The sequence below is a fragment of the Arthrobacter sp. BG3 genome, assembly GCF_056680185.1.
Genome location: NZ_CM155270.1, coordinates 4,165,295 through 4,186,594 on the forward strand (window position 1 = coordinate 4,165,295; position 21,300 = coordinate 4,186,594).

Genomic DNA, 21,300 nt, shown 5'->3' on the forward strand with positions numbered 1-21,300 from the left:
CTAATGCGCCAAGGGCTAGAGATTCTCCAGCTCGGAGCTGGGAGTCCCCTGGTCCGCGGTCGCTTCGGTCTCGGCGGCCCTTTTGACGGCACGCCGTTCGCGGCGGCGGTCGTTCAACAGGCACAGGCCGATCGCGGCGAAGAAGAGAATGAGCATGGGTCCGGCGAGGTAGAACATACTCATCGCGTCCGCGCCCGGTGCCGCCATGGCGGCGAAGAGGCAGACCAGGAACACGGTGATGCGCCAGCTCTTGAGGAGCTGTTTGCCTTTGATGATCCCGGCCAGGTTCAGCCCGACGAGGACCACCGGCAGCAGGAAGGCGATGCCAAAGGCCAGCAGCAGCCGCAGCACGAAGGAGAGGTACACCTGGGCGCTGATGAAGTTCGAGCCGCCGGCAGGGGTGAAATCGGTCAGCACCCGGACCGCGTTCGGAAGCACCAGCCACGCCAGCAGGACGCCGCCCACAAACAGCGGAACGGCGGCAGCGACGAAGGACAGCGCCATCCGGCGTTCCTTCTTGTGCAGGCCGGGAACGATGAAGGCCCACAGCTGGTAGAGCCAGACGGGGCTGGCGACGATCAGGCCCAGGAAGACGGACACCTGGATCATCAGGTCAAAAGAACTGGCCACACCGTCAAAGTTCAGCGTCGCCTGCCGGCCTTCATGCGTGTTGAGGTCGCTGATGGGTTTGATCAGCGCCGCAAGCATGGGCTGGTAGACGAGGAACCCGACGACGGTGCCCAGGAGTACCGCGATCGCGGACTTGAAGAGGCGGTTCCGCAGTTCCTTCAGGTGATCGAGGAGCGCCATCCTCCCCTCGGGGTTCGACCGGCGGCTCATGGTTACTGCCACGCGGTGCTAGGCGCGGTTCGGCGGCGGAACGTCGGTTCCGTCTGCGGCGCGGGTTTCCGCGCCGTTGGACTTCGGGTGGTTCACGACCCGGCCCTCGACCGGCTCGGAGCCGTCGGCGGCGTCCGTGGAGCCGTCTTTTTTCATCTCCCGGACTTCCGACTTGAAGATGCGCATCGACTGGCCCAAGCTTCGGGCCATGCCGGGCAGCTTCGGTGCAGCGAAAAGCACCAGTGCCAGAACGATGATGATGATGAGATGCCAGCCTTCAAGCCTCATGACAGGAGGTCCTTTCGTTTGAATACATCCTATGTCTAACTGAATTCGATGTCGCGCAGCCGCTGGGGCTGGCCGCGGTCCAGTTTGCGCTGGACGCGCCGCTTGCGGCGGGCTTCCTGACGGGCAAACTTGGCGGCGCGGTAGTCATGCCCCATTTGCGCGGGTGAGGCAAAAACCGCGGATCCGGGTTCCGGCAACGGTCCCTGCGCGTCCTGAGTCCCGGCCGCGGCGCCCGCGTCCCCGGCCGCCTGGGCTGACGCCTGGGGGGCCGACGGGAAGGCGGAGAACCGCTCCCCCGCTTCCCCGAGGTCCTTGAGTGTCGCCATGAACTTCCGGAACAACCGGACGCCGAGCACAACGAAGAACAACAGCGACAGCGCGACAAGCGCTATCCAGATTACGATCCAGGACCACCAAGGCATGCTGAGTAGTCTAGCCGCCGCGCTGGCTAGTCTTCATATTGGGCCAGAGCGGCGGCCAGCCACTGGCGGGAAGCGTCGGCGAGTTCTTCGGGCTGCAGGATCCGGGCGGTCCCCCCGTGCTGGGCCACGAACATCGGCAGCCAGTCGGTGCTGCCGAAGCGGATTTCAGCCAGCAGCCCGCCGTCGGGCAGTTCCGCCGTCCGTTCCGCGTAATATTCGTCGGCGAGGCCGGCGCCGCGGCGGGTCAGTTCAACCACCACCACCGTGTCGTCGTCGTTGGGGGTGAAGAGTTTGACGGGGTAACTCCCGCCGGGCGTGGCCGTCTCCGAGACGGGCAGGCCGGTGGTTTCGAGGGCCTCGATCCGGTCCAGCCGGAAGTTGCGCAGGCCCTGCGCGGAATGGCAGTAGGCCTCGAGGTACCAGGTGTTGTCCAGCGAATACAGCCGCAGCGGGTCGATGCTGCGTTCGGAGACGCTATCGCGGAGGGGGGAGAAGTAGCGCAGCCGCAGCTGGGCGCCGGTCCGGATGGCTTCGCGGGCGGTTTCCAGGGCTGCCGAGTTGCCTGGGCCCACCTCGGGTCCGGACAGTGCCGCCGCCTTGAGCCCCTCCTCCCCCGCTGCTGCCATGAGCTTGAGCGTGACCGATTCCAGCGCGCTGCCTTCGGCAAGCTGAGGCAGGCCGTTGAGCGTTTCCAGGCCGGTCAGCAGGGCACAGGCCTCCTCCACGGTGAAGCGGACGGGGCGGTTCAGGTCGAGGTCCTGGCTGATGGTGACGTGGTCGTCGTCCCACTGGATGTCCAGCAGGTCGTCGGGGTAGCCTTCCGGCAGGCCGGAGCAGATCAGGATCCGCAGGTCCGCTTCCAGTTCGTTGCGGGTGATTCCGAACTTCGCTGCGACTTCGCTGATGTGGAGGCCCTGGTTGTGCACCAGGAACGGCACGAGCTGCAGCATCCGGGCCAGCTGGTCCTCGGACGTGCGTTTGCGGCCGCGCCGGGCCGCCGGGATAGCGGCCGCCGGGAAGGAGATCGCCGGGACCGGCGCGGCGGCAAAGTCGGCTGCGGCCGCCAGGCGGCGCCGCACGGATGCCACGAGTTCAGGCGGGGAGACCACCAGGACCCGGGGCCCGTAGGAGGCGAGTTCCTCGGCGAGGGTCTCGGCGTCCCGGTACGGCACGCCGAGACGGTCCCGGCCGGTGTGGGGCGGCCCGGCAGGGCCTTCCGGGATGGCGGCGCCGGGGGCGGCCCGTTGGCGCAGACCGTGCAGCCTGCCCGCCTGGACGTCGACGACGGCGGTGCGGACCGGCAGCTCCGCCAGCCCGGCGAGTTCGGCGCGGACGTTGAAGTCCGCCGGCGGGGCGAAGTGTTCCTTGTCCAGGACGGTCACGGCCGAGGTGAGGCGGGAGAGCCGGAAGAAGCGCTTCTCCCCGCGGGTCCGGTCCCGGGCAACGAGGTACCACTGGCCGAAGCGGCTGCCGAGGCCCCACGGCTCCACGAACCGCTGCTCCTCCTGGCCGGTGCTGCCGGCGAGGTAGCGGAAGCTGACCGGGTGCTGGGCGTGCATGGCGGCGACCAGGTCCTCGAAGGCCTGGCCGGCGGGGCGGATCCGCGGCTGGACCCCGGCGGGGAGTTCGGCGTCGACGAGGCCGCCGGAGGCCTGCAGCTTCCGGACCGCGTTGACGGCGGCGGAGCCCAGGGCGGCGTGTTCCCAGAGCTGGGCGGCGAGGATGAGCACGGTGCACTCTGCCGGGGTGAGGCTGACGTCCGGAAGCCGGTTGGAGTCCTTGCCAATCCGGTAGCGGGTGGTGGCCGGATCATCCGAACCCCAGCCCTTGTCCCGGACCGTCTCGACCTCGAAACCGAACTGCCGCAGCTCGCCCTTGTCGCGTTCGAACATCCGGCCGAAGGCGACGTCGGTGCTGGTGGTGTCGTGGTAGACCTTCTCGCGCAGCTCACCGCGGCGCAGCCCGTATGTGGTGTTGAGCAGGGCGATAAGCAGGTTCAGGAGGCGTTCTGTACGTGAGGCTGACACCCCGCAAGGGTACTAAAGTCCCTGCCCGAAACTGACAAAAGCGCGGCAACAGCCGGAAGAAGTTTTCCGATTGTTGCCGCGCTTTGTGGAGCCGGACGGCGCCGGGCCTGGACGGCCCGGGCCGGGGCCGGTGGGTGCTAGCGGACGCCGACGAGGTCGACGACGAAGATCAGGGCCTCGTTGGGGCCGATAGCCCCGCCGGCGCCGCGCGAGCCGTAGGCCAGCTCGGAGGGGATTTCCAGCCGGCGTCGGCCGCCGACCTTCATGCCCAGCAGGCCCTGGTCCCAGCCCTGGATGACCTGGCCGACGCCGACGCGGAAGTCGAGCGGCGCGCCGCGGCTCCAGGAGGCGTCAAACTCTTCGCCGGTGGACCAGGCCACGCCGACGTAGTGGGTGGAGACGGTGTCGCCGGCCTTGGCCTCGGCGCCGTCGCCTTCGATCAGGTCGGTGATGACCAGCTCGGTGGGAACGTCGCCCTGGGGGAAGTCAATTTCCGGCTTCTGGCGGTCAAGGTTGCGCTGTCCAAATGACATGGTTGCTCCTTCTGGTGTGGTTTGGGGTTGGTGCGGGTATGGGGTTACTTGACGCCGAGGATGTCGACGACGAAGACGAGGTCGCCCTGCGGACCCTTGCTCGGGTCGGGGTTGCCCAGGGGCGCAGGAATGACTAGAAGAACCCGGGACCCGACGGTCTTGCCTGTCAGGCCTTGGGTCCAGCCTGCGTAGACTTCCTGGAGGCTGAAGGACGCGGGCTTCCCCTTGTCATAGCTTGAATCAAATTTCTTGCCGTCAGCGAGCGTCACACCAACATAGTTGGCTGTAATCTTGTCGCTTGCCTTGACCTCCGGGCCCTTGCCCTTGATGAGGTCCTGGGACACGAGCGCGGTCGGGGCGGCTACCCCAGCCGTGGTGATCTCCGGGATGCCCTTGTCATTGTCCTTGACGGTCGGCAGTCCGGCCGGCGGGGTGACAGCCTCGCCTTCGGGCTTGGCCAGGACCGGGGGTGCGTCCTTGGCGGAGACCACCTTGACGACGAGGAGCTGGGTGGGCTGTGCCTCTGCGCCTTCAGCGGCTGCGTTGCCGGGAACGGCAAGGGCCAGGACGGAGCCGGTCTTGGCGCCGACGAAGGCGTTGTAGATGAAGCCACTGCTGGTCTTGAGCTCATCGTTCAATTCGAGCTCGTCGGGATCCTTGGGGAAGGTGTCCTCCAGGGTGGAGCCGTCCTTACCGCTGACAGCAAGAAAGGAGTAGAAGGCGATCTGGTTCGCCTTGACCCGGTCGCCGTCGCCCTCCGTGACCACCTTGACGGTGGGTTCCTTGACCTCGAGGGGCTGGGTGAATTCGACACCGGGGGCCTTCTTGTCGCCGTTCTCCGTCAGCTTGAGGGAGTCCAGCTTGGCGGTCTCGCCGGCGGACTGGCTGGTCGGTTCCGGGGCGGCCGGTTCGCCGCCGCCGCAGGCAGTCAGCAGCAGCAGTCCGGGAAGAAGAATTGCAAGTAGTCGGCGCACTTAAGAACTTTCGTCGGGGCAGGATGGACGCCTCGCCGGGCAGTTGCCAGCGGCAAAGCAAGCGTTGGCCGCGAACGGCAACCCCTCCAGAATAACGCGGAAAGCTGGGTATCAGCCCATAGAGCTCAGCAGGGCATCCACCCGCTCGTCCACACTGCGGAACGGGTCCTTGCACAAAAGGGTCTGGTGGGCGCGGTCATTGAGCTTCAGATGGACCCAGTCGACGGTGTAGTCGCGGCCCAGTTCCTGCGCGCGCCGGACGAAGTCGCCCCGGAGTTTGGCGCGGGTGGTCTGCGGCGGGGCGTCCACCGCGTCCTTGACCGCGGTGTCATCGACCACGCGGCGCACGGCGCCGCGTGACTGGAGCAGGTAGTAGAGCCCGCGGGTACGCGAAATGTCATGGTAGGTCAGGTCCAGCTGGGCGATCCTGGGTGCGTCGAGGCCCAGTTTGTGCCGTTCGCGGTAGTTGTCCATGAGCTTCTTCTTGATCGCCCAGTCCACTTCGGTGTCGATCCTGCTGGTGTCGCCGCTTTCGATCGCATCGAGCGTGCGTTCCCAGAGGTCCAGGATCAGCGGAACGTGCGCATTGTGGGCGCCCTGCTCGGCGACGAACGCCGTGACCTTGCCCAGATATTCGCGCTGGATTTCCAGGGCGGTGAGCTGGCGGCCGTTCGCGAGCCGGACGAGGGCGCGGCCGCTGAGGTCGTGCGAGATTTCCCGGATGCTGCGGATCGGGTTCTCCATCCGCATGTCGCGCATGATGACCCCGGCTTCAATCATCCGCAGGATCAGGTCAACGGTTCCGACCTTGAGCAGCGCCGTGGTCTCGGACATGTTGGAGTCGCCCACGATCACGTGCAGCCGGCGGTAGAACTCCGCGTCGGCATGCGGCTCGTCGCGGGTGTTGATGATCGGCCGGGACCGGGTCGTGGCGGAGGAGACCCCCTCCCAGATGTGGTCCGCGCGCTGGGAGAACGCGTACGTGGCCCCGTGCGGGGTCTTCAGGATTTTGCCGGCGCCGGCGATGAGCTGCCGGGTCACCAGAAAGGGAATCAGGATCTCGGCAAGCCGGGAGAACTCGCCGCGGCGCGGGATGAGGTAGTTCTCGTGGCTGCCGTAGGAGTTCCCGGCGGAGTCGGTGTTGTTCTTGAACAGGTAGACGGTGCCGTTGAAGCCCTCCGCCGCGAGCCGTTCCTGCGCCTCGTCGACGAGGTCATCGAGGATCAGTTCCCCGGCCCGGTCGTGCGCGATCAGCTGGGCGAGGTCGTCGCATTCCGCGGTGGCGTACTCCGGGTGGGATCCGACGTCGAGATACAGCCGGGAGCCGTTGGTCAGGAACACATTGGAGGATCTCCCCCAGCTGACCACCTTGCGGAACAGGTAGCGGGCCACCTCTTCGGGGGCCAGCGGGCGGGACTCCGGGCTCGAGTAGGAAATTCCGAACTCGGTCTCGATGCCGAAAATGCGCTTGTCCATCTCAGTTCTCCTCAGCCAGCAGTGCGGTGATGTCTGCGTCTTCGAGCCGGCGGAAGGCGCGTCGGGTGCCGCGGCTGCTTTCCGAGCCGCGGTCCAGCACCGCCACCTCCACGGCCGACGCCGGCAGCGTGGTGGTCTCCTTGTCGGCCACGAGGCCGGCCAGGGCAAGCCTGATGGCGCCGGCGAAGTCGAGGTCGCCCTGCCAGCCTGCGGCGACGGCCTCCGACACCTTGTCCGCCTGGCCGCCCATCACAACGAAGCCGTTTTCGTCGGCGATCGACCCGTCGAAGGTCAGCCGGTAAAGGTGGTCCAATTCCTGGGAAGGGCCCACCTCGGCCACGGCGAGCTCGACTTCGAAAGGTTTCTGTTCCGCAGTGAAGACCGCCCCCAGGCTTTGCGCGTAAACGCTCGCGAGGCCCCTGGCCGTGACGTCCTCCCGGTCGTAGGAATAGCCGCGCACATCGGCGTAGCGCACCCCGGCCTGGCGGAGGCTTTCAAATTCGTTGTATTTGCCCACGGCGGCAAACGCGATCTTGTCGTAGATCTCGCCGATCTTGTGCAGCGACGGGGAGGGGTTCTCGGCCACGAGGGCGATCCCGTCGCGGCAGCTGATGACAACCACGGAGCGCCCGCGCGCGATGCCTTTCCGCGCGAAATCCGCGCGGTCCTTCATCAGTTGTTCGGGCGAAACGTAGAACTGCTGGGTCATCTCAGGCCTCCCGCTGGGCCACGGCCCTGGATTCTATGATGGTGCCGGCCATGGCTGCGAGCTCGCGCTCCGGAACCCGGAAGGCCCCGGTCCGGTTGACGATGTATACCACCGGCCAGAGCTGCCGGACGGGGTCCGGGCCGCCGGTGGCGGAGTCGTCGTCGGCGGCATCGTAAAGCGCCTCGACGGCGACGGCGACGGCCTGCTGTTCCGTGAGGTTGGGCCGCCAGAGCTTTTTGAGGGCGCCGCGGGCGAACATCGAGCCAGATCCGACCGAGTGGTGCTCCTGCTCCTCGTACCGTCCGCCGGTGACGTCGTAGGAGAAGAGCCGGCCAACGCCGGCGGGACGGTCGAAGCCGGCGAACAGCGGCACGACGGCCAGGCCCTGCATCGCCATCGGCAGGTTGCTGCGGATCATGGCGCCAAGCCGGTTGGCTTTGCCGTCGAGGCTGAGGAGGGTCCCTTCGATCTTCTCGTAGTGTTCGAGTTCGACCTGGAAGAGCCGGGTGATATCGAGCGCGATTCCCGCGGTCCCGGCGATGCCCAGCACCGAGAACTGGTCGGCCGGGAACACTTTCTCGATGTGCCGGCTGGCGATGACGTTGCCCATTGTGGCGCGCCGGTCCCCTGCCATCAGCACGCCGCCGGCGTAGCTCATCGCCACGATCGTGGTCCCGTGCGGCACCTGCAGGGGTGTGGCCGGGTTGCCCGCCGGAAGCTGCTGGCCCTGGCTGAAGGGCAGTTGCTGGCCGAAAGGCGATTGGCCGAAAGGCAATTGGCCGAAAGGCAATAAGTCAGGCCGCTGGCGTTGCAGATGTTCAGTGAAGGAGGACGTGGCGTTGGCTGCTACCTGGTTGGCGGTGGTTTCCTGCACTGGTGCACTCCCTCAACGTAGTGAATCAACGGCTTCCGGCCCTCAGCCCTGTGTCGGCGCAACCCGTGGGCCGCCGCGGTCCGGCGGTGCTACTGGCCGCCCTTTTGGACAAATGCGCGGACGAACTCCTCGGCGTTGGACTCCAGCACCCCGTCAATCTCGTCCAGCAGATCGTCGACGCCCTGGGTGGCGGCTGACGCCTGCGCCTCCGCGGGGGCGGGAGGTGCGGCGGGGACGTCTTCTTCGACTTCGGTGTCCCGCGACTGCGGCTGCTGCTGCTCCTGGCCTGCCATTGTTTTCTCCTTTTGTCCGTCCCTTTTTCGCAAGGGACATCCTGTAAGCCATATTGCCACGCCCGGGGCTCCGGCGGGGCTCCGGCGGGGCCCTTTTCTTCAGGAACCGGGCGGGAGTCCCAGCAGTTCGGCGAGGAAGGGCCCGGCTTCCCGGTGCCGGGCAAAAAGGCCGCCGGTGAGTGCCTCGGTGCCACGCAGCGGTTCGCGTGTGGGGACCCGCTGAAGCCTGCCGCGGCCGGGCACATCGAAGATCACGGAGTCCCAGCTGGCGCCGACGACGCCGGACCCGAAACGGCTGACGCAGCGGCCCCGGAAGTAGGCGCGGGTGTCCGACGGCGGTTCGGTGACCGCCCGCTGGATCAGGCCGTCGTCGACGATCCGCTGCATGCGGTCCCGTGCCAGCAGGCGGTAATAGAGCCCCTTTTCGGGCCGGATGTCAGCCCACTGGAGGTCCACGAGCCCCAGCCGGGCGTGGCCCCAGTCGAGCCCGTCGCGTTCCCGGTAGCCGTCCAGCAGGGAGAGTTTCGCGAGCCATTCCACGGAGGACGCGGCGGCCGCCCGGTCGCCGGCCAGTTCGGTCAGCGTCGCCGACCAGCGTTCCAGCACTTCGTGGGTGTGCCCGTCCCCGTCCACGGCGTCGGCGACGCCGGTATCCTGGGCGTGCTTGGCGGCAGCCTCGTAGTAGATCCACTGCAGGTCCAGGGCGGTGAGCCGCCGCCCGTCGAGCAGCCGGACGGTGGCTGTGAGCGAGGTGTCGTGGCTGACGGACTGCAGCGCGGCGACCGGCTCGTGGACTTCGATTTTGGGGGCCAGGCCGGCCTCGATCAGGCTCAGGACCATCGCGGTGGTGCCGAATTTGAGGAAGTTGGAGGCCTGGCTGAGGTTGGCATCACCGATGATGACGTGCAGCCGGCGGTACTTGTCCGCGGTCGCGTGGGGTTCGTCGCGGGTGTTGATGATGGGACGGCGGATCGTGGTTTCGAGCCCGACCTCGGTCTCGAAAAAGTCTGCCCGCTGGCTGATCTGGTAGCCGTGGCGGGAGCCGTCCTGTTTCATGCCGACCCGGCCGGCACCGCAGATGATCTGCCGGGTGATGAAGAACGGGGTCAGGCCGCGGACAATGTCCCCGAACGGCACCGACCGTGGCATCAGGTAGTTCTCGTGGGACCCGTAGGAGACGGACTTGTTGTCGGTGTTGTTCTTGTAGAGGTTGACCGGCGGCAGATCCGGGTCGGCGGCCAGCCGCCGCACCGCCGCCAGCGCCACGAGGTCTCCGGCGGCATCCCAGGTGACGGCGGCGCGCGGGTTGGTCACTTCCGGGCTGGAATACTCGGGATGGGCGTGGTCGACGTAGAGCCGGGCGCCGTTGCCGAGGACCATGTTCATCAGCAGCGTGCCGGACTCGTCCTCGCCGTCGGCCTCGAGTTCCTGGCGCCCGTAGGCGAGGGCGACGGCCTCGGCGTCGAGGACAGGCGGCTGGTCAGTCAGCTGATCGGGGTCGGCCTGGCTGCGCTCCAGTGTCCAGCCGCGGGCGTCGTGCAGCGGTTCCTCGTCGGTGTAGTCCCAGCGGGTCTCGGCGCCGCCGGCGGCTCGCTGCCGGGTCACCTGGGCGTACGCCTGGATCACCCGGGCGGACATCATCGTGGCGTTGGCCCCGGGCGCGGAGGGCGCGTGGATGCCGTATTCGGTCTCCGAGCCCATCACCCGCATGGCTCCGCCTACCGGCAGGGCACCGGGAAGACCGGCCGGCCTGCCGGGAACAGCCGACGTCACAGGTACTGGCCTGTGCTCGGCATCGTCTCGATGGACTTGCCGGGCTCCTGCCCGGCCTTGCCCTGGACGATGGTGCGGATGTACGTGATGCGTTCGCCCTTCTTGCCCGAGATCCGCGCCCAGTCATCCGGATTGGTGGTGTTGGGCATGTCCTCGTGCTCGCGGAACTCGTCAACGACTGCCCGCAGCAGGTGGTCGATGCGGATGCCCTTCTGGCCCACGGTGAGCAGGTCCTTGATGGCGTACTTTTTGGCCCGGTCGACGACGTTCTGCACCACCGCGCCGGAGTTGAAGTCCTTGAAGTACAGCATTTCGGTGTCACCGTTGGCGTAGGTGACCTCGAGGTATTCGTTGGACTTGTCGGTGGAGTACATGGCCTCCACGGTGCGCTGGACCATCGCGTCCACGGTGGCCTGGACGTCGCCGTGGTGCTCGGCGAGATCGGACTCGTGGAACGGAAGGTCGGCGGTGATGTATTTGTTGAAGATGTCCGCCGCGGCCTCGGCGTCGGGGCGGTGGATCTTGACCTTGACGTCCAGGCGGCCCGGCCGCAGGATCGCGGGGTCGATCATGTCTTCGCGGTTGGACGCGCCGATCACGATCACGTTGTCCAGCCGCTCCACGCCGTCGATCTCGCTGAGCAGCTGCGGGACGATGGTTGTTTCCACGTCGGAGGAGATGCCGGTGCCGCGGGTGCGGAACAGCGAGTCCATTTCGTCGAAGAAGACCACTACGGGGCTGCCCTCGGACGCCTTCTCCCGGGCGCGGGCGAAGATCAGCCGGATGTGCCGTTCGGTCTCGCCGACGTACTTGTCCAGCAGCTCCGGTCCCTTGATGTTCAGGAAGTAGCTCTTCATGTCCGTCTTGCCGGTGCGTTCGGCGGCCCGCGCGGCGAGGGAATTCGCGACGGCCTTGGCGATCAGCGTCTTGCCGCAGCCCGGCGGACCGTAGAGCAGGATGCCCTTGGGTGCCTTGAGGCCGTGCTCGCGGTACAGGTCCGGATGCAGGAACGGCAGCTCCACGGCGTCGCGGATCTGCTCGATCTGCGGTCCCAGGCCGCCGATGTCCTGGTAGGTGATGTCCGGCACTTCTTCGAGGACGAGGTTCTCCACCTCGGAGCGCGGGATCTTCTCCAGGGCGTAGCCGGTGCGCGAATCAATGGAAAGGGCATCGCCAACCCGCAGCTTCTGCGCCAGCAGGGCGCCGGAGAGCCGGACGACGCGTTCCTCGTCCGCCCGGCCGACCACCAGGGCCCGGTCCGCCCCCAGCATTTCCTTCAGGGTGACGAGGTCCCCGGCCCGTTCGTAGCCCAGCCCGGCGACCACCATCAGCGCCTCGTTCAGGAGGACTTCCTGGCCGACCGCGAGCTGGTTCATGTTGACCAGCGGGCTGATCCCCACCCGCATTTTGCGCCCGGCGTTGAAGATGTCCACCGATTCCTCGGTGGCGGCTTGGCCGCCGTTGGCGGTGGAGGGATGCCGTTTCGGGTTCAGCTGCAGCACGGTGCCGAAGCTGTAAGGCGGCTGGCCCTCCTGGTCGAGGGCGTTCTTGAGCCGGAGAATTTCCGCTTTCGCGGTCTCCAGCATGCCCACAAGCTTGGAGTTGTTCTGCGTGGCGGCGGCGAGCTGGCGGTCAATATGCCGGAGTTTGTCCCGGAGGATATTGACCTGCCGCTCGGCCACGGAGAGTTCGCTGGCGGCGTAGCGGCCACCATCGGTGGCGTGCGCCTGTCCCGCGGCGGCCGCCGCGTCCTCTGCCGGCGTCTGGCCCGGATCAGTGTTCGGAGTCTCCATCGTGCATCAGCCCCTTCCTACGCTTCTATTAAGACATTAGCCCCAAGAAGCCGGACCCCGCTGAAGACTTCCGAAATGCGGACTACTTTGTAATATCCGGATCGTCCTTGACGTTGGTCCCGGCGATGGCGTCCCGGGCGGCCCGGCGCAGTTTCTTGTCCGAGACGGCGCGCTCCCCCACGGCACCCGGCGTCCAAGCGTTGACGTCCTCTTCGTTGAAGCCGGTCTTGGACGGGCGGCGCTTCACGGAGATGCCCGTGACGCCGTCGGCCAGCCGCCGGGTCACGAGGAGGAAGCCGGTGTGCGCGACCATGCGGTGGTCGGGGCGCACCGCCAGGCCCTCGAGGTGCCAGCCGCGGACCATGGATTCCCAGGCGTCGGGTTCGGTGAAGCGGCCGTCGGCGCGGATGGCCTCCGCGGTCCGGGACAGTTGTGTCACCGTGGCGACATAGTTGATCCAGACTCCGCCCGGCGCCAGGACGGTGGCGACAGCGTCGAGGCATTCCCACGGTGCGAGCATGTCCAGGACGACGCGGTCCACGGAGCCCGGCTCCTCGGTGCGGACCACTTCCTCCTGGAAATCGCCGATGGAGATCTGCCAGGCCGGGTGCGGTCCGCCGAAGATCGTCTCGACATTGCCGCGGGCGATGTCGGCGAATTCTTCCCGGCGTTCAAAGGAGTGCAGGTAGCCGTTATCCCCCACCGCACGGAGCAGCGAGATGGACAGCGCGCCGGAGCCCACGCCGGCTTCGACGACGCGTGCGCCGGGGAAGATGTCGGCCATGGTGACGATCTGGCCGGCGTCCTTGGGGTACACGACGGCTGCGCCGCGGGGCATCGAGAGGACAAAGTCCGAGAGCAGGGGGCGGAGCGTCTGGTACTGCTGGCCGACGTTGTTGACCACGACGGAGCCGTCGGGCTTGCCGATGATCTCGTCGTGGTTCAGGAAGCCACGGTGGGTGTGGAACGCTCCGCCGGCTTCGAGGCTGATGGTGTTCATGCGTCCGCGCTCGTCGGTGAGCTGAACGCGCTCCCCTTCACGGAACGGTCCACGGCGGCGTGCGGCGCCGACGGGGGCGGCGGCCGCGCGTGCCGCGCTGCCCGCCGGGGCGGCCGTGTGGATGGCTGCGCTGCCGGCTGTTGCGGCGTCGTCGGGGCTGGTGCTGGCGGCGGTGTCGCTGCTCATGAAGATGTTCCTCGCTTCTGTAAAGCTGGGTGGCCGTGCATGGTGCCGGCGGTCTGGCTGCTGGTGCCCGGGGCCTGGTGGCGGGGCCGGAAATACACGACCGGCAGGTAACTCTACCGGTTTTGGCCGAACATCCGCTTGCCGGCACCGGCGCCCTTGCCCGTGAGGGCGGCCAGGACAGCTGATTGCCGCAGAAGTCCGGTGACTGTGCCGTCGCGGTCCACGACGGCATACTCCAGTCCGTCGAGTTGGGCCAGGTACTGGATCAGCTCCTGCCCCTTGGACCACTCGGGCACATAGGCGCCGGTGCCGAGGGCGTAGGACACGGCCGTGAGGGGCGTGGCGGCGGCGGCGGCCGCGGAGACCGTGGCGACGGCCCCGGCGTCCACCACGGCAGTCGGCCGCCCGTCCGGGCGGTACAGCACGACGGCGGGACTCGCCCCCGTGGCGGGATCCGGGGCCAGTGCCAGCACTTCGGCCACGGACGCCCCTTCCGGGAGGCCCACTGCCGGTTCGGCCAACGCGCCGGCTTCCACGAACGGCAGCCGGCTCCGCAGCCGGGCCTGTTCGATGGAGGCGGTGGCCCCCATCCAGAGGAAGCTGCCGACGAGGACCGTGATGAGCATCAGGGAGATGTCCGGCCGGTCACCGCTGAGCACGGGCAGGACCACGAACCACGCCACGAGGGCGATCACGATGATCCGCCCGCCCCAGCCGGCCGCCACGGTCCCCTTTTCCTGGCTGCCGGTCAGTTTCCAGACGGCGGATTCAACCAGCCGGCCGCCGTCCAGCGGCAGCCCAGGCAGGACGTTGAAGATGCCGATCAGCAGGTTGGCCCAGACGAAGATGTTGGCCAGGATCCCAGGCACCCCGGTCAGATCGCCCCCGGTCCGCAGGAGCCAGCCTGCGCCGGCAAGGACGAAGTTCGCCGCCGGGCCCGCCATCGCAACCAGGACGGAGCGACCAGGAGAGGCAGTGAAGCTCTGGAACTCGGTGTGGCCGCCCCAGAGGTTGAGGACAATTTTCTCCGTGGGCCAGTGGAACAGCTTGGCTGTCAGGGCGTGCGCGAGCTCATGCACGAGGACAGAGATCAGCAGCAGCACCGCGTAGGCGAAGGCGACGAAGAAGGCGGTGACGCCGAGGCGGGGATAGTCGCTCTGCAGGACGGGCCCGAACGCGATCACCGTGAACGCGGCGATGATGAACCACGAATAGGCGAGGATCACCGGGATGCCGGCGATCCGCCCCAGCGGGATTCCCTCCTTGCGGCCCTGCTTCTGCGGATCCCGCCCGCTGCGGCCGCGGGTGTCGGTATCAGTCATGGACCGGCACCCTAGCCGCACCGCGTCCCGGCCGGCCGCCGGCGCCGGCGCCGCTGGCCAGGCCGAAGGTAGCGTCCGGGAATTCGTGGCGCAGCGCGACGAGTTCTTCGAGGTCGGCCACGGTGCGCCCGGCCAGGGTGTCCCACATGGCGTGGCGCGGATCATGCGGCAGCGGCACGATATGCGGGATGGCGACGGTCAGCACGCCGGAGGCGACGGCAGCCGCGACGCCCGGCCCGGAGTCCTCCAGTGCGATGCAGTGATGCAGGCCCAGCTCCGGGTCCTGCTCCTGCAGCAGCCCGACCGCCTTGAGATAGGCCTCGGGGTGGGGCTTGCCCTGCGTGACCGAGTCTCCGGTGACGAGGAAATCGAAGTAGGGCCTGGGCAGGCTGGCCACGATCTCCCGGGCCAGCGGGGCCTCGGACATGGTCACCAGCGCGCAGCGGATCCCCGCGGTGTGAAGCTCCTCCAGCAGTTCGCGGGCCCCGGGCCGCCACGGCACCGAAGTGCGGACCTGGCTGATGACGTGGGAAGTCAGGATGTCGATGATCTCCCGGCGCTCCAGCGCCACCCCGGCATCCTGCAGGATGCCCGCGGAGAAGACCAGGGACTGGCCCACCAGCTGCATGGCCTGCTCATGGGACCACTGCCCGCCGTGCGCGGCCACCAGGGCGTGTTCGGCCTCGATCCAGTACGGCTCGGTGTCGACGATGGTGCCATCCATGTCCCAGAGCGCGGCTTTGAGCAGGGGCTGGGGAGCTGAGGATTGCATGCTTTCCAGTCTACGGGGCGGCCCTGTGAGGGGCCTGATACTACGCCTACGGCGAATATCGGCCGCGGACCGCCGTTTTCCGGCGCTTCATTCCCTGCGGGGGCCGGGTCCTTGGACGTAGGGTGAAGGGATGAATAGCTTCGAGGTAGACCCCGCGGAAACGGGCGACGTGCCCGAGCCGGAACGGCTGCTGCAGCCCGTACCCGAGGGCCGGCGCATCACGGTGATGCTCGCCGCCTTTGAAGGCTGGAACGACGCCGGGGAGGCTGCGAGCGATGCCTTGCGCTACCTCAACAAGCTCTGGGGCGGCAAGAAGGTCGGTTCGGTCGACGCCGACGAGTACTACGACTTCCAGTTCACCCGGCCCACGATCCGCCGCACGTCCTCCGGTGAGCGGAAGATCAAGTGGCCCTCGACCCGTATTTTCAAAGCCAGCGTTCCCGACTCCAACGTGGATGTCATCTTCGTCCAGGGCACGGAGCCGTCCTACAAGTGGCGGGCCTACACGGCTGAACTGCTGGTCCACGCCGAGGCACTCCACGTGGACTACGTCATCCTTGTCGGCGCCCTCCTCGCGGACGTGCCGCACAGCCGGCCGATTCCGGTGAGCACCTCCACGGACGACCCCGCGCTACGCGAGCGGATGGACCTTGAGGCCTCGCAGTACGAGGGTCCGGTGGGCATCGTCGGGGTCCTCGCCGAGGTGGCATTGCTGGCGGGCCTGCCCACGGTCTCGCTCTGGGCCGCCGTGCCGCACTACGTGGCCCAGGCGCCCTCCCCCAAAGCGCAGCTCGCGCTGCTGCACCGGATCGAGGAGCTCCTGCAGGTTCCCCTCGACACCGCGGACCTCGTGGAGGAGTCTGACGCCTGGGAGCGCGGCGTCGATGAGCTGGCCACCGAGGATCCCGAAATAGCGGCCTACGTGCGTCAGCTGGAGGAGGCGAAGGACACCGCCGACCTCCCCGAGGCCAGCGGCGAATCCATCGCCCGGGAATTCGAGCGCTACCTCAAGCGCCGCGGCAAGGACAAGCCGTAACGTCCGGCCCCGGGGTTCGACGCCTAGAGTTCGACGCCGAGCAGCGCGTTGACGGCGTCGCTCACCAGTGCGGCGTCCGTCGGGGACCCGGCCCTGCCGTCCATGAGTGCCGCCCTGGCCCAGTCATCCACGGCCGCGACGGCCCCGGGGGCGTTCAGGTCATTCGAGAGTTCGGCCCGCAGCCGGGACAGCAGCCCGGCGGCGGAGCCTTCCGGGGCCACGGAGAGGGCGGCCCGCCAGGTGCGGAGCCGCTCCTTGGCCGCGGCGAAACCGGCGTCGGTCCAGGACCAGTCACTGCGGTAGTGGTGGGCCAGGATGGCCAGCCGGATCGCAGCCGGTTCCTCGCCGCCGGCACGCAGCCTGGACACCAGGACTAGGTTTCCCTTGGACTTGCTCATCTTTTCGCCGTCGAGCCCCACCATGCCCGCGTGGGCGAAGTGCTGCGCCAGCGGCACTCCGGACAGGGAGTAGGCATGCCCGGCACCCATTTCGTGGTGCGGGAAAATCAGGTCCGAGCCGCCGCCCTGCACGGTGAACGGCGCGGGAAGGTACTTCTGCGCAATGACGGTGCATTCGATGTGCCAGCCCGGCCGGCCCTCTCCGAGCTCGCCGCCCGGCCAGCTCGGTTCGCCCTCGCGGGCAACCCGCCAGAGCAGCGGATCCAGCGCCTGGCGTTTGCCGGCCCGGCCGGGGTCGCCGCCGCGCTCGGCGAAGAGTTCCAGCATCTCGGCGTCGGACAGGCCGGAGACGGAACCGAGCGTCCAGGCGTCGGTGGCGTCAGCGGAGTGCTTGCCGGCCGCTTCGACGTCGTAGTAGACATCGCCGTCCGGTTCGCCGGCACTGCCGGTGACCCGGTAGGCCAGACCCCGCTGCACGAGCCGCTCGATGGCGGGCACGATCAGGGGGATGGCTTCCACGGCGCCCACATAGTGGTCCGGGGCCAGGACGTTGAGCGCTTCCATATCTGTCTGGAAGAGTTCGATCTGGCTGGCGGCGAGATCGCGCCAGTCCACGCCGGTCGCCGTCGCGCGCTCCAGCAGTGGGTCGTCGACGTCGGTGACGTTCTGCACGTAGGCGACCTGCTGGCGGCCGTCGCGCCAGGCGCGGTTGAGCAGGTCGAAGGCGACGTAGCTGGCCGCGTGCCCCATGTGGGTGGCGTCATACGGGGTGATTCCGCAGACGTACATTGACTGTTCGCCTGCCGCCCCCAGGGTGACGACGCTGCCTTTGGCGGTGTCGAAGAGGCGCAGGGCAGCCATGCTGCCGGGGAGCTGGGGAACGGGGCGGGAGATCCAAGACTTCACAGCCCAAGCCTAGTGCTAGGCGCTGATGACGCCGAAACCGAGCAGCAGGTAGAGGGCCAGGCCCAGCAGAATCCGGTACCAGACGAAGAGCCGGTAGCTGTGGGTCGAGACGTATTTCAGGAACCAGCCGATGATGACGTACCCCACCACGAAGGCCACGGCGGTGGCGAGGGCCGTTTCCGGGAGGCCGTAGGGGCCGGTGATGCCTTCCTTGGAGACCACCTTGTAGAGCTGGTACAGGCCGCTGCCGAACACGGCCGGGATCGCCAGCAGGAACGAATAGCGGGCTGCCGCTTCCCGGGTGTAGCCCATCAGCAGTCCGGCGGTGATCGTCCCGCCGGAGCGGGAGACACCGGGGATCAGGGCCATGGCCTGCGCCAGGCCAAAGAGGATGCCGTGCTTGTAGCTCAGCTGGGTCAGGTCGCGTTCCTGGCGGCCGACCGCGTCGGCCACGGCGAGGATCATGCCGAACACGATCAGCATGGTGGCGACAAGCCAGAGGCTGCGGAGCACGGACTCGATCTGGTCCTGGAACAGCAGTCCGAGGACGATGATCGGCAGGCTGCCCAGGATGACCAGCCAGCCCATCCTGGCATCCGGGTGCTGCCGGGAGACTTTTCCGGCGAGGGAACCCGCCCAGGCTTTGACGATCCGCACGATGTCCCGCCAGAAGTACACGATGACCGCGGTTTCTGTCCCGAGCTGGGTAATGGCCGTGAAGGCCGCCCCGGGATCGGCGGCGTCGGGCAGGAAGGAGCCGACGATCCGCAGATGGGCGCTTGAGGAAATAGGGAGGAATTCTGTCAGTCCCTGCACGAGGCCCAGAAAGGCCGCTTCAAACCAGTTCACGTTTATAGACCCTACGTCATGAAGCAATCCGAATCCCCGTAAGCTTGCTGACATGCAGCAGCGTTATGTCGGCAACAGTGGGTTGCGTGTGTCCTCCCTTTCCCTCGGCACCATGTCCTGGGCCCGGGAAACCGATGAGCAGGACGCCTCGGCGCTGCTCCGCACCTTCGTGGACGGCGGCGGGACCCTGGTCGACACGGCGGCGTCCTTCGGCGACGGCCAGGCTGAGGCGATGCTGGGCGGAATGCTCGGCGACGTGGTCGCGCGCTCCGAGGTGGTCATCTCCACGAAAGCCGGACTGTCGACGTCGGAGGGCCGGCGCAGCGTCGACACTTCACGGAACGGGATGCTCTCCGGCCTGGACGCGAGCCTGGCCCGGCTCGGCACCGATTACGTGGACCTCTGGTTCGCGCAGGCCTGGGACCCCAACGTCCCACTGGAGGAGACCCTGTCCGCGCTTGATTATGCTGTGCGCTCAGGCCGCGCCCGCTATGTGGGTGTCTCCAACTTCAACGGCTGGCAGACGGCGAAAGCGGCCGCTGTTGCGGGGTTCCCGCTGATCGCGAACCAGTCGGAGTATTCCCTGCTGCACCGCTCCCCCGAGGCTGAGCTTATTCCGGCCATCGAGGACGCAGGCCTGGGACTGATGGCGTGGGGCCCGGTGGGGCGCGGGGTGTTGAGCGGCAAGTACCGCGGGCACATTCCCGCGGATTCGCGGGCGGCCCATTCGCGGCTGGCCGGCTATGTGGAGCCGTACCTTGAGGGGACCGCGTCCAGCGTGGTGGAGGCCGTTGCGATGGCGGCGAAGGGTCTGGGGCGCTCCGCCCTGGACGTCTCGCTGAGCTGGCTGTTGTCCCAGCACGGTGTGGCGACGGCGATCGTGGGCGCACGCACGCCGGTGCAGCTCAAGGAAATCCTGGATTCAACGCTCGCGCCGCTTCCGCCGCAGATTGCCCAGGCGCTCGAGGACGTTTCCAGCCTCGCCTAGGTTCCTGGCACCGCCCAATTTCCAGCACTGCCTCACAGGCCCTGTAGCCGGGCTGACGGCCGGGCTTAGTCCTGGAGGATCTCGAGGTCTTCCTCGTCGTCGACGTCTTCTTCCTCGTCCTCATCGCTGTCGTCTTCGATCACCTCAAGAGGGGTCACTTCGCCGTAGGCTTCGTAGAGCGAGTCGTCGTAGACTTCAAAGGCATCAGCAACTGCAAAAAAGGCTGCCTCGACCGCAGGGTCCCCGGGGCCCCGGCGCGCCGACGCCGCGACGAGATGCTCTTCGAGTGCAGCCGTCAAGGATTGAAGCGCGACACGCGGATCGATGCTCATGACTTCACGTTAGCCGGAAAAGGTAGAAAATGGAGAGCAATGAAGGAACATTTTCTCAGCAGTTCAGTCCGGCGGGAACGGGACTTTTTGAGGCAGTACGAGTACCTCGTACTGACGGTCGGTCCTGAGGATTCCCTGCCGGAAGCACGCCGCCGCCTGGTCGAACACTCCGAGTACGGGAAGTGGGAACTGGAACGCAGCGTGCTGTATCTTGGCGGCGGCCGCCGGTTCTGGCTCCGCCGCAGGGTCACCCAGGTCCAGCGGACCGTCTAGGCCCCCCGGGGGCCGGCGGACCGTCTGGCCCGTCCGGGACCTTGCGCGCATGGTTCAGCTTGTCTCGAGCGGTCCCAGCCAGGCATTGGCCACCGTGTTGTGCGCCGACTCGTCATCTGAGGGGTGGAACATTCCCGCCAGCACGTCCCGGTAGAGCCGTTCCAGCTCGGAACCACGGAAATAGCTGGATCCGCCGGACACCCGGATGGCCAGGTCCACGACCGTGCGGGCTGTCTCCGTCGCACTGACCTTCAAGCCGACCAGCTTCGGGAACCACTGTCCCCCATGATCGGCCAGCCCGTCGACGTCGGCGGTGACGCTCGACAGCTGGGGATAGAGCGCGTCCATCGCCATCGCCGCGTCGGCCACCTTCCACCGGATGTCAGGATCCTGGGCGTAGCTGCGCCCGCCGTTCTTGAACGAGGTCCGCCGCTTCACGGCCTCGATGCCGAGGGCGAGCGCCCGTTGGCCGATGCCCGTGTAAACCGCAGCCAGCAGCGTCTCGAAGCACGCGAAGATGGCGAAGATCAGCGTGTCCGCGTTCGGTCCCACCGGCAGTTTCCGGAAAATCCGCTCCGCAGGCACCACCGCACCGTCCAGGACCGTGGTGTTCGACTGGCTGGCCCGCATCCCCAGGGTGTCCCAGTCGGCCAGGATCTCGTACCCGGGGGTGTCCCTGGTGATGAACCCGTGGACCAGTTCCCCGGCACCGTCCCGGGCCGAGGCGTCCTTCCCGAAGATCCCCAGCCGGGTCCACGCCGGCGAGAGGCTCGTGAAGATCTTGCGGCCGGTGAAGGCGTAGCCGCCGCCGGCCAGCGGGACGGCTGCAGTGCGGGAGTCGAAGAGCACCGAGTCGTTCCCCGCCTCGGAGTTCCCGAACGCGAAGATTTCGCCCTGCCCGGCCTCCCGGAGGACAAAGTCGAGCGAGGTGTCGCCCCGTGCTGCCAGGACATGCGCGACGCCGGTCCATACGAGATGCATGTTGATCGCCAGCGCGGTGGCCGGGGCAGCCGTCGCGAGCCGGCGCTGCAACTGAGCGGCCGCCGCAAGGCCGAGGCCCAGTCCGCCGTCGGACGCCGGAACGAAGATCTTCAGGTAGCCGGCGTCCGCCAGTTCCGCCAGATCCTCGTGGAAGAAGGCGTTGTCCCGGTCATAGCCGGCGGCGCGCCCGCGGATCCGTTCCAGCAGGGCATCGGGCAGGACGTCTTCAGGGTTCATGGGCGGTCTCTTTCAGGC

22 protein-coding genes are annotated in these 21,300 nt (G+C 67.6%); 3 read left to right on the plus strand and 19 right to left on the minus strand.

Annotated elements, in window-relative coordinates; translation table 11 throughout:
- Positions 1–15 precede the first annotated feature (15 nt).
- The 15 genes from tatC to AC1MFL_RS18875 form a co-directional block, all read right to left on the minus strand.
- Positions 16–810 carry a twin-arginine translocase subunit TatC gene (gene tatC, locus AC1MFL_RS18805; RefSeq protein WP_479811924.1) on the minus strand — a complete coding sequence of 265 codons (795 nt, stop codon included), beginning with the start codon at positions 808–810 and terminating at the stop codon, positions 16–18.
- A gap of 48 nt (positions 811–858) precedes the next feature.
- On the minus strand, positions 859–1,128 hold the full coding sequence (tatA, locus tag AC1MFL_RS18810; protein ID WP_479811926.1) for a Sec-independent protein translocase subunit TatA: 270 nt from the start codon (positions 1,126–1,128) through the stop codon (positions 859–861).
- A gap of 35 nt (positions 1,129–1,163) precedes the next feature.
- Positions 1,164–1,550 (minus strand): hypothetical protein, encoded by a 387-nt coding sequence (locus tag AC1MFL_RS18815; protein ID WP_479811928.1) that lies wholly within the window; start codon positions 1,548–1,550, stop codon positions 1,164–1,166.
- A gap of 26 nt (positions 1,551–1,576) precedes the next feature.
- Positions 1,577–3,577 carry a helix-turn-helix transcriptional regulator gene (locus tag AC1MFL_RS18820; protein WP_479811930.1) on the minus strand — a complete coding sequence of 667 codons (2,001 nt, stop codon included), beginning with the start codon at positions 3,575–3,577 and terminating at the stop codon, positions 1,577–1,579.
- Between the two features lie 137 nt (positions 3,578–3,714).
- Positions 3,715–4,110 carry an FKBP-type peptidyl-prolyl cis-trans isomerase gene (locus tag AC1MFL_RS18825; protein ID WP_479811932.1) on the minus strand — a complete coding sequence of 132 codons (396 nt, stop codon included), beginning with the start codon at positions 4,108–4,110 and terminating at the stop codon, positions 3,715–3,717.
- A 44-nt stretch (positions 4,111–4,154) separates the two neighbouring features.
- Entirely contained in the window at positions 4,155–5,084 is a 930-nt protein-coding gene (locus AC1MFL_RS18830; RefSeq protein ID WP_479811934.1) for an FKBP-type peptidyl-prolyl cis-trans isomerase, read from the minus strand.
- Positions 5,085–5,195: 111 nt separating this feature from the next.
- Positions 5,196–6,560 carry a Pup--protein ligase gene (gene pafA / locus AC1MFL_RS18835; protein WP_479811936.1) on the minus strand — a complete coding sequence of 455 codons (1,365 nt, stop codon included), beginning with the start codon at positions 6,558–6,560 and terminating at the stop codon, positions 5,196–5,198.
- Between the two features lies 1 nt (position 6,561).
- Positions 6,562–7,269 carry a proteasome subunit alpha gene (gene prcA / locus AC1MFL_RS18840; protein ID WP_479811938.1) on the minus strand — a complete coding sequence of 236 codons (708 nt, stop codon included), beginning with the start codon at positions 7,267–7,269 and terminating at the stop codon, positions 6,562–6,564.
- A gap of 1 nt (position 7,270) precedes the next feature.
- The gene (prcB, locus tag AC1MFL_RS18845) at positions 7,271–8,143 is read right to left on the minus strand and encodes a proteasome subunit beta (RefSeq protein WP_479811939.1); all 873 of its coding nucleotides are present in this window, start codon (positions 8,141–8,143) and stop codon (positions 7,271–7,273) included.
- An 89-nt stretch (positions 8,144–8,232) separates the two neighbouring features.
- Positions 8,233–8,436 (minus strand): ubiquitin-like protein Pup, encoded by a 204-nt coding sequence (locus AC1MFL_RS18850; protein WP_479811940.1) that lies wholly within the window; start codon positions 8,434–8,436, stop codon positions 8,233–8,235.
- A 99-nt stretch (positions 8,437–8,535) separates the two neighbouring features.
- Positions 8,536–10,146: a depupylase/deamidase Dop gene (gene dop / locus AC1MFL_RS18855; RefSeq protein ID WP_479815566.1), complete on the minus strand. Its 1,611-nt coding sequence runs from the start codon at positions 10,144–10,146 to the stop codon at positions 8,536–8,538.
- Positions 10,147–10,205: 59 nt separating this feature from the next.
- Positions 10,206–12,002, minus strand: coding sequence for a proteasome ATPase (gene arc / locus AC1MFL_RS18860; protein WP_479811941.1), 1,797 nt, complete (start codon positions 12,000–12,002; stop codon positions 10,206–10,208).
- 82 nt (positions 12,003–12,084) lie between these two features.
- On the minus strand, positions 12,085–13,188 hold the full coding sequence (locus AC1MFL_RS18865; protein WP_479811943.1) for a tRNA (adenine-N1)-methyltransferase: 1,104 nt from the start codon (positions 13,186–13,188) through the stop codon (positions 12,085–12,087).
- A 113-nt stretch (positions 13,189–13,301) separates the two neighbouring features.
- The gene (locus AC1MFL_RS18870) at positions 13,302–14,510 is read right to left on the minus strand and encodes a site-2 protease family protein (RefSeq protein ID WP_479811945.1); all 1,209 of its coding nucleotides are present in this window, start codon (positions 14,508–14,510) and stop codon (positions 13,302–13,304) included.
- Complete coding sequence (locus AC1MFL_RS18875; RefSeq protein WP_479811947.1) at positions 14,503–15,282, minus strand: HAD family hydrolase; 780 nt, start codon at positions 15,280–15,282, stop codon at positions 14,503–14,505. The genes AC1MFL_RS18870 and AC1MFL_RS18875 overlap by 8 nt, the downstream gene beginning before the upstream one ends.
- A gap of 130 nt (positions 15,283–15,412) precedes the next feature.
- On the opposite strand from AC1MFL_RS18875, the gene AC1MFL_RS18880 reads away from it, so the two are divergent.
- Positions 15,413–16,318 carry a PAC2 family protein gene (locus tag AC1MFL_RS18880; RefSeq protein ID WP_479811949.1) on the plus strand — a complete coding sequence of 302 codons (906 nt, stop codon included), beginning with the start codon at positions 15,413–15,415 and terminating at the stop codon, positions 16,316–16,318.
- Between the two features lie 23 nt (positions 16,319–16,341).
- Here AC1MFL_RS18880 and mshC read toward each other — a convergent pair whose 3' ends face one another.
- Positions 16,342–17,622: a cysteine--1-D-myo-inosityl 2-amino-2-deoxy-alpha-D-glucopyranoside ligase gene (gene mshC, locus AC1MFL_RS18885; protein ID WP_479811951.1), complete on the minus strand. Its 1,281-nt coding sequence runs from the start codon at positions 17,620–17,622 to the stop codon at positions 16,342–16,344.
- A gap of 15 nt (positions 17,623–17,637) precedes the next feature.
- Positions 17,638–18,471: an undecaprenyl-diphosphate phosphatase gene (locus AC1MFL_RS18890; RefSeq protein ID WP_479811953.1), complete on the minus strand. Its 834-nt coding sequence runs from the start codon at positions 18,469–18,471 to the stop codon at positions 17,638–17,640.
- Between the two features lie 52 nt (positions 18,472–18,523).
- Here AC1MFL_RS18890 and AC1MFL_RS18895 point away from each other — a divergent pair, with 52 nt between their 5' ends.
- A complete protein-coding gene (locus AC1MFL_RS18895) occupies positions 18,524–19,459 on the plus strand; it encodes an aldo/keto reductase (protein ID WP_479811955.1) in 936 nt (311 codons plus the stop codon).
- 65 nt (positions 19,460–19,524) lie between these two features.
- On the opposite strand, the gene AC1MFL_RS18900 is transcribed toward AC1MFL_RS18895, so the two are convergent.
- Positions 19,525–19,791, minus strand: a complete 267-nt coding sequence (locus AC1MFL_RS18900) for a hypothetical protein (RefSeq protein ID WP_226761305.1) — start codon at positions 19,789–19,791, stop codon at positions 19,525–19,527.
- A 39-nt stretch (positions 19,792–19,830) separates the two neighbouring features.
- Between AC1MFL_RS18900 and AC1MFL_RS18905 the strand changes: the two genes are divergently transcribed.
- Entirely contained in the window at positions 19,831–20,064 is a 234-nt protein-coding gene (locus AC1MFL_RS18905) for a DUF5703 family protein (protein WP_479811957.1), read from the plus strand.
- Between the two features lie 54 nt (positions 20,065–20,118).
- Here the strand turns inward: AC1MFL_RS18905 and AC1MFL_RS18910 are convergent, their stop codons facing one another.
- Positions 20,119–21,282, minus strand: a complete 1,164-nt coding sequence (locus AC1MFL_RS18910; RefSeq protein ID WP_479811959.1) for an acyl-CoA dehydrogenase family protein — start codon at positions 21,280–21,282, stop codon at positions 20,119–20,121.
- Positions 21,283–21,300: the final 18 nt, after the last annotated feature.

Excerpts from the sequence above, each read along its gene's own strand:
- AC1MFL_RS18865 (WP_479811943.1), bottom strand. The coding sequence starts at position 13,188 with ATGAGCAGCGACACCGCCGCCAGCACCAGCCCCGACGACGCCGCAACA.
- AC1MFL_RS18850 (WP_479811940.1), bottom strand. The coding sequence starts at position 8,436 with ATGGCAGGCCAGGAGCAGCAGCAGCCGCAGTCGCGGGACACCGAAGTC.
- tatA (WP_479811926.1), bottom strand. The coding sequence starts at position 1,128 with ATGAGGCTTGAAGGCTGGCATCTCATCATCATCATCGTTCTGGCACTG.
- AC1MFL_RS18815 (WP_479811928.1), bottom strand. The coding sequence starts at position 1,550 with ATGCCTTGGTGGTCCTGGATCGTAATCTGGATAGCGCTTGTCGCGCTG.
- AC1MFL_RS18905 (WP_479811957.1), top strand. The coding sequence starts at position 19,831 with ATGAAGGAACATTTTCTCAGCAGTTCAGTCCGGCGGGAACGGGACTTT.
- AC1MFL_RS18875 (WP_479811947.1), bottom strand. The coding sequence starts at position 15,282 with ATGCAATCCTCAGCTCCCCAGCCCCTGCTCAAAGCCGCGCTCTGGGAC.
- pafA (WP_479811936.1), bottom strand. The coding sequence starts at position 6,560 with ATGGACAAGCGCATTTTCGGCATCGAGACCGAGTTCGGAATTTCCTAC.
- dop (WP_479815566.1), bottom strand. The coding sequence starts at position 10,146 with ATGCGGGTGATGGGCTCGGAGACCGAATACGGCATCCACGCGCCCTCC.
- prcA (WP_479811938.1), bottom strand. The coding sequence starts at position 7,269 with ATGACCCAGCAGTTCTACGTTTCGCCCGAACAACTGATGAAGGACCGC.
- AC1MFL_RS18880 (WP_479811949.1), top strand. The coding sequence starts at position 15,413 with ATGAATAGCTTCGAGGTAGACCCCGCGGAAACGGGCGACGTGCCCGAG.
- AC1MFL_RS18825 (WP_479811932.1), bottom strand. The coding sequence starts at position 4,110 with ATGTCATTTGGACAGCGCAACCTTGACCGCCAGAAGCCGGAAATTGAC.
- AC1MFL_RS18870 (WP_479811945.1), bottom strand. The coding sequence starts at position 14,510 with ATGACTGATACCGACACCCGCGGCCGCAGCGGGCGGGATCCGCAGAAG.
- AC1MFL_RS18910 (WP_479811959.1), bottom strand. The coding sequence starts at position 21,282 with ATGAACCCTGAAGACGTCCTGCCCGATGCCCTGCTGGAACGGATCCGC.
- AC1MFL_RS18900 (WP_226761305.1), bottom strand. The coding sequence starts at position 19,791 with ATGAGCATCGATCCGCGTGTCGCGCTTCAATCCTTGACGGCTGCACTC.
- AC1MFL_RS18895 (WP_479811955.1), top strand. The coding sequence starts at position 18,524 with ATGCAGCAGCGTTATGTCGGCAACAGTGGGTTGCGTGTGTCCTCCCTT.
- tatC (WP_479811924.1), bottom strand. The coding sequence starts at position 810 with ATGGCGCTCCTCGATCACCTGAAGGAACTGCGGAACCGCCTCTTCAAG.
- arc (WP_479811941.1), bottom strand. The coding sequence starts at position 12,002 with ATGGAGACTCCGAACACTGATCCGGGCCAGACGCCGGCAGAGGACGCG.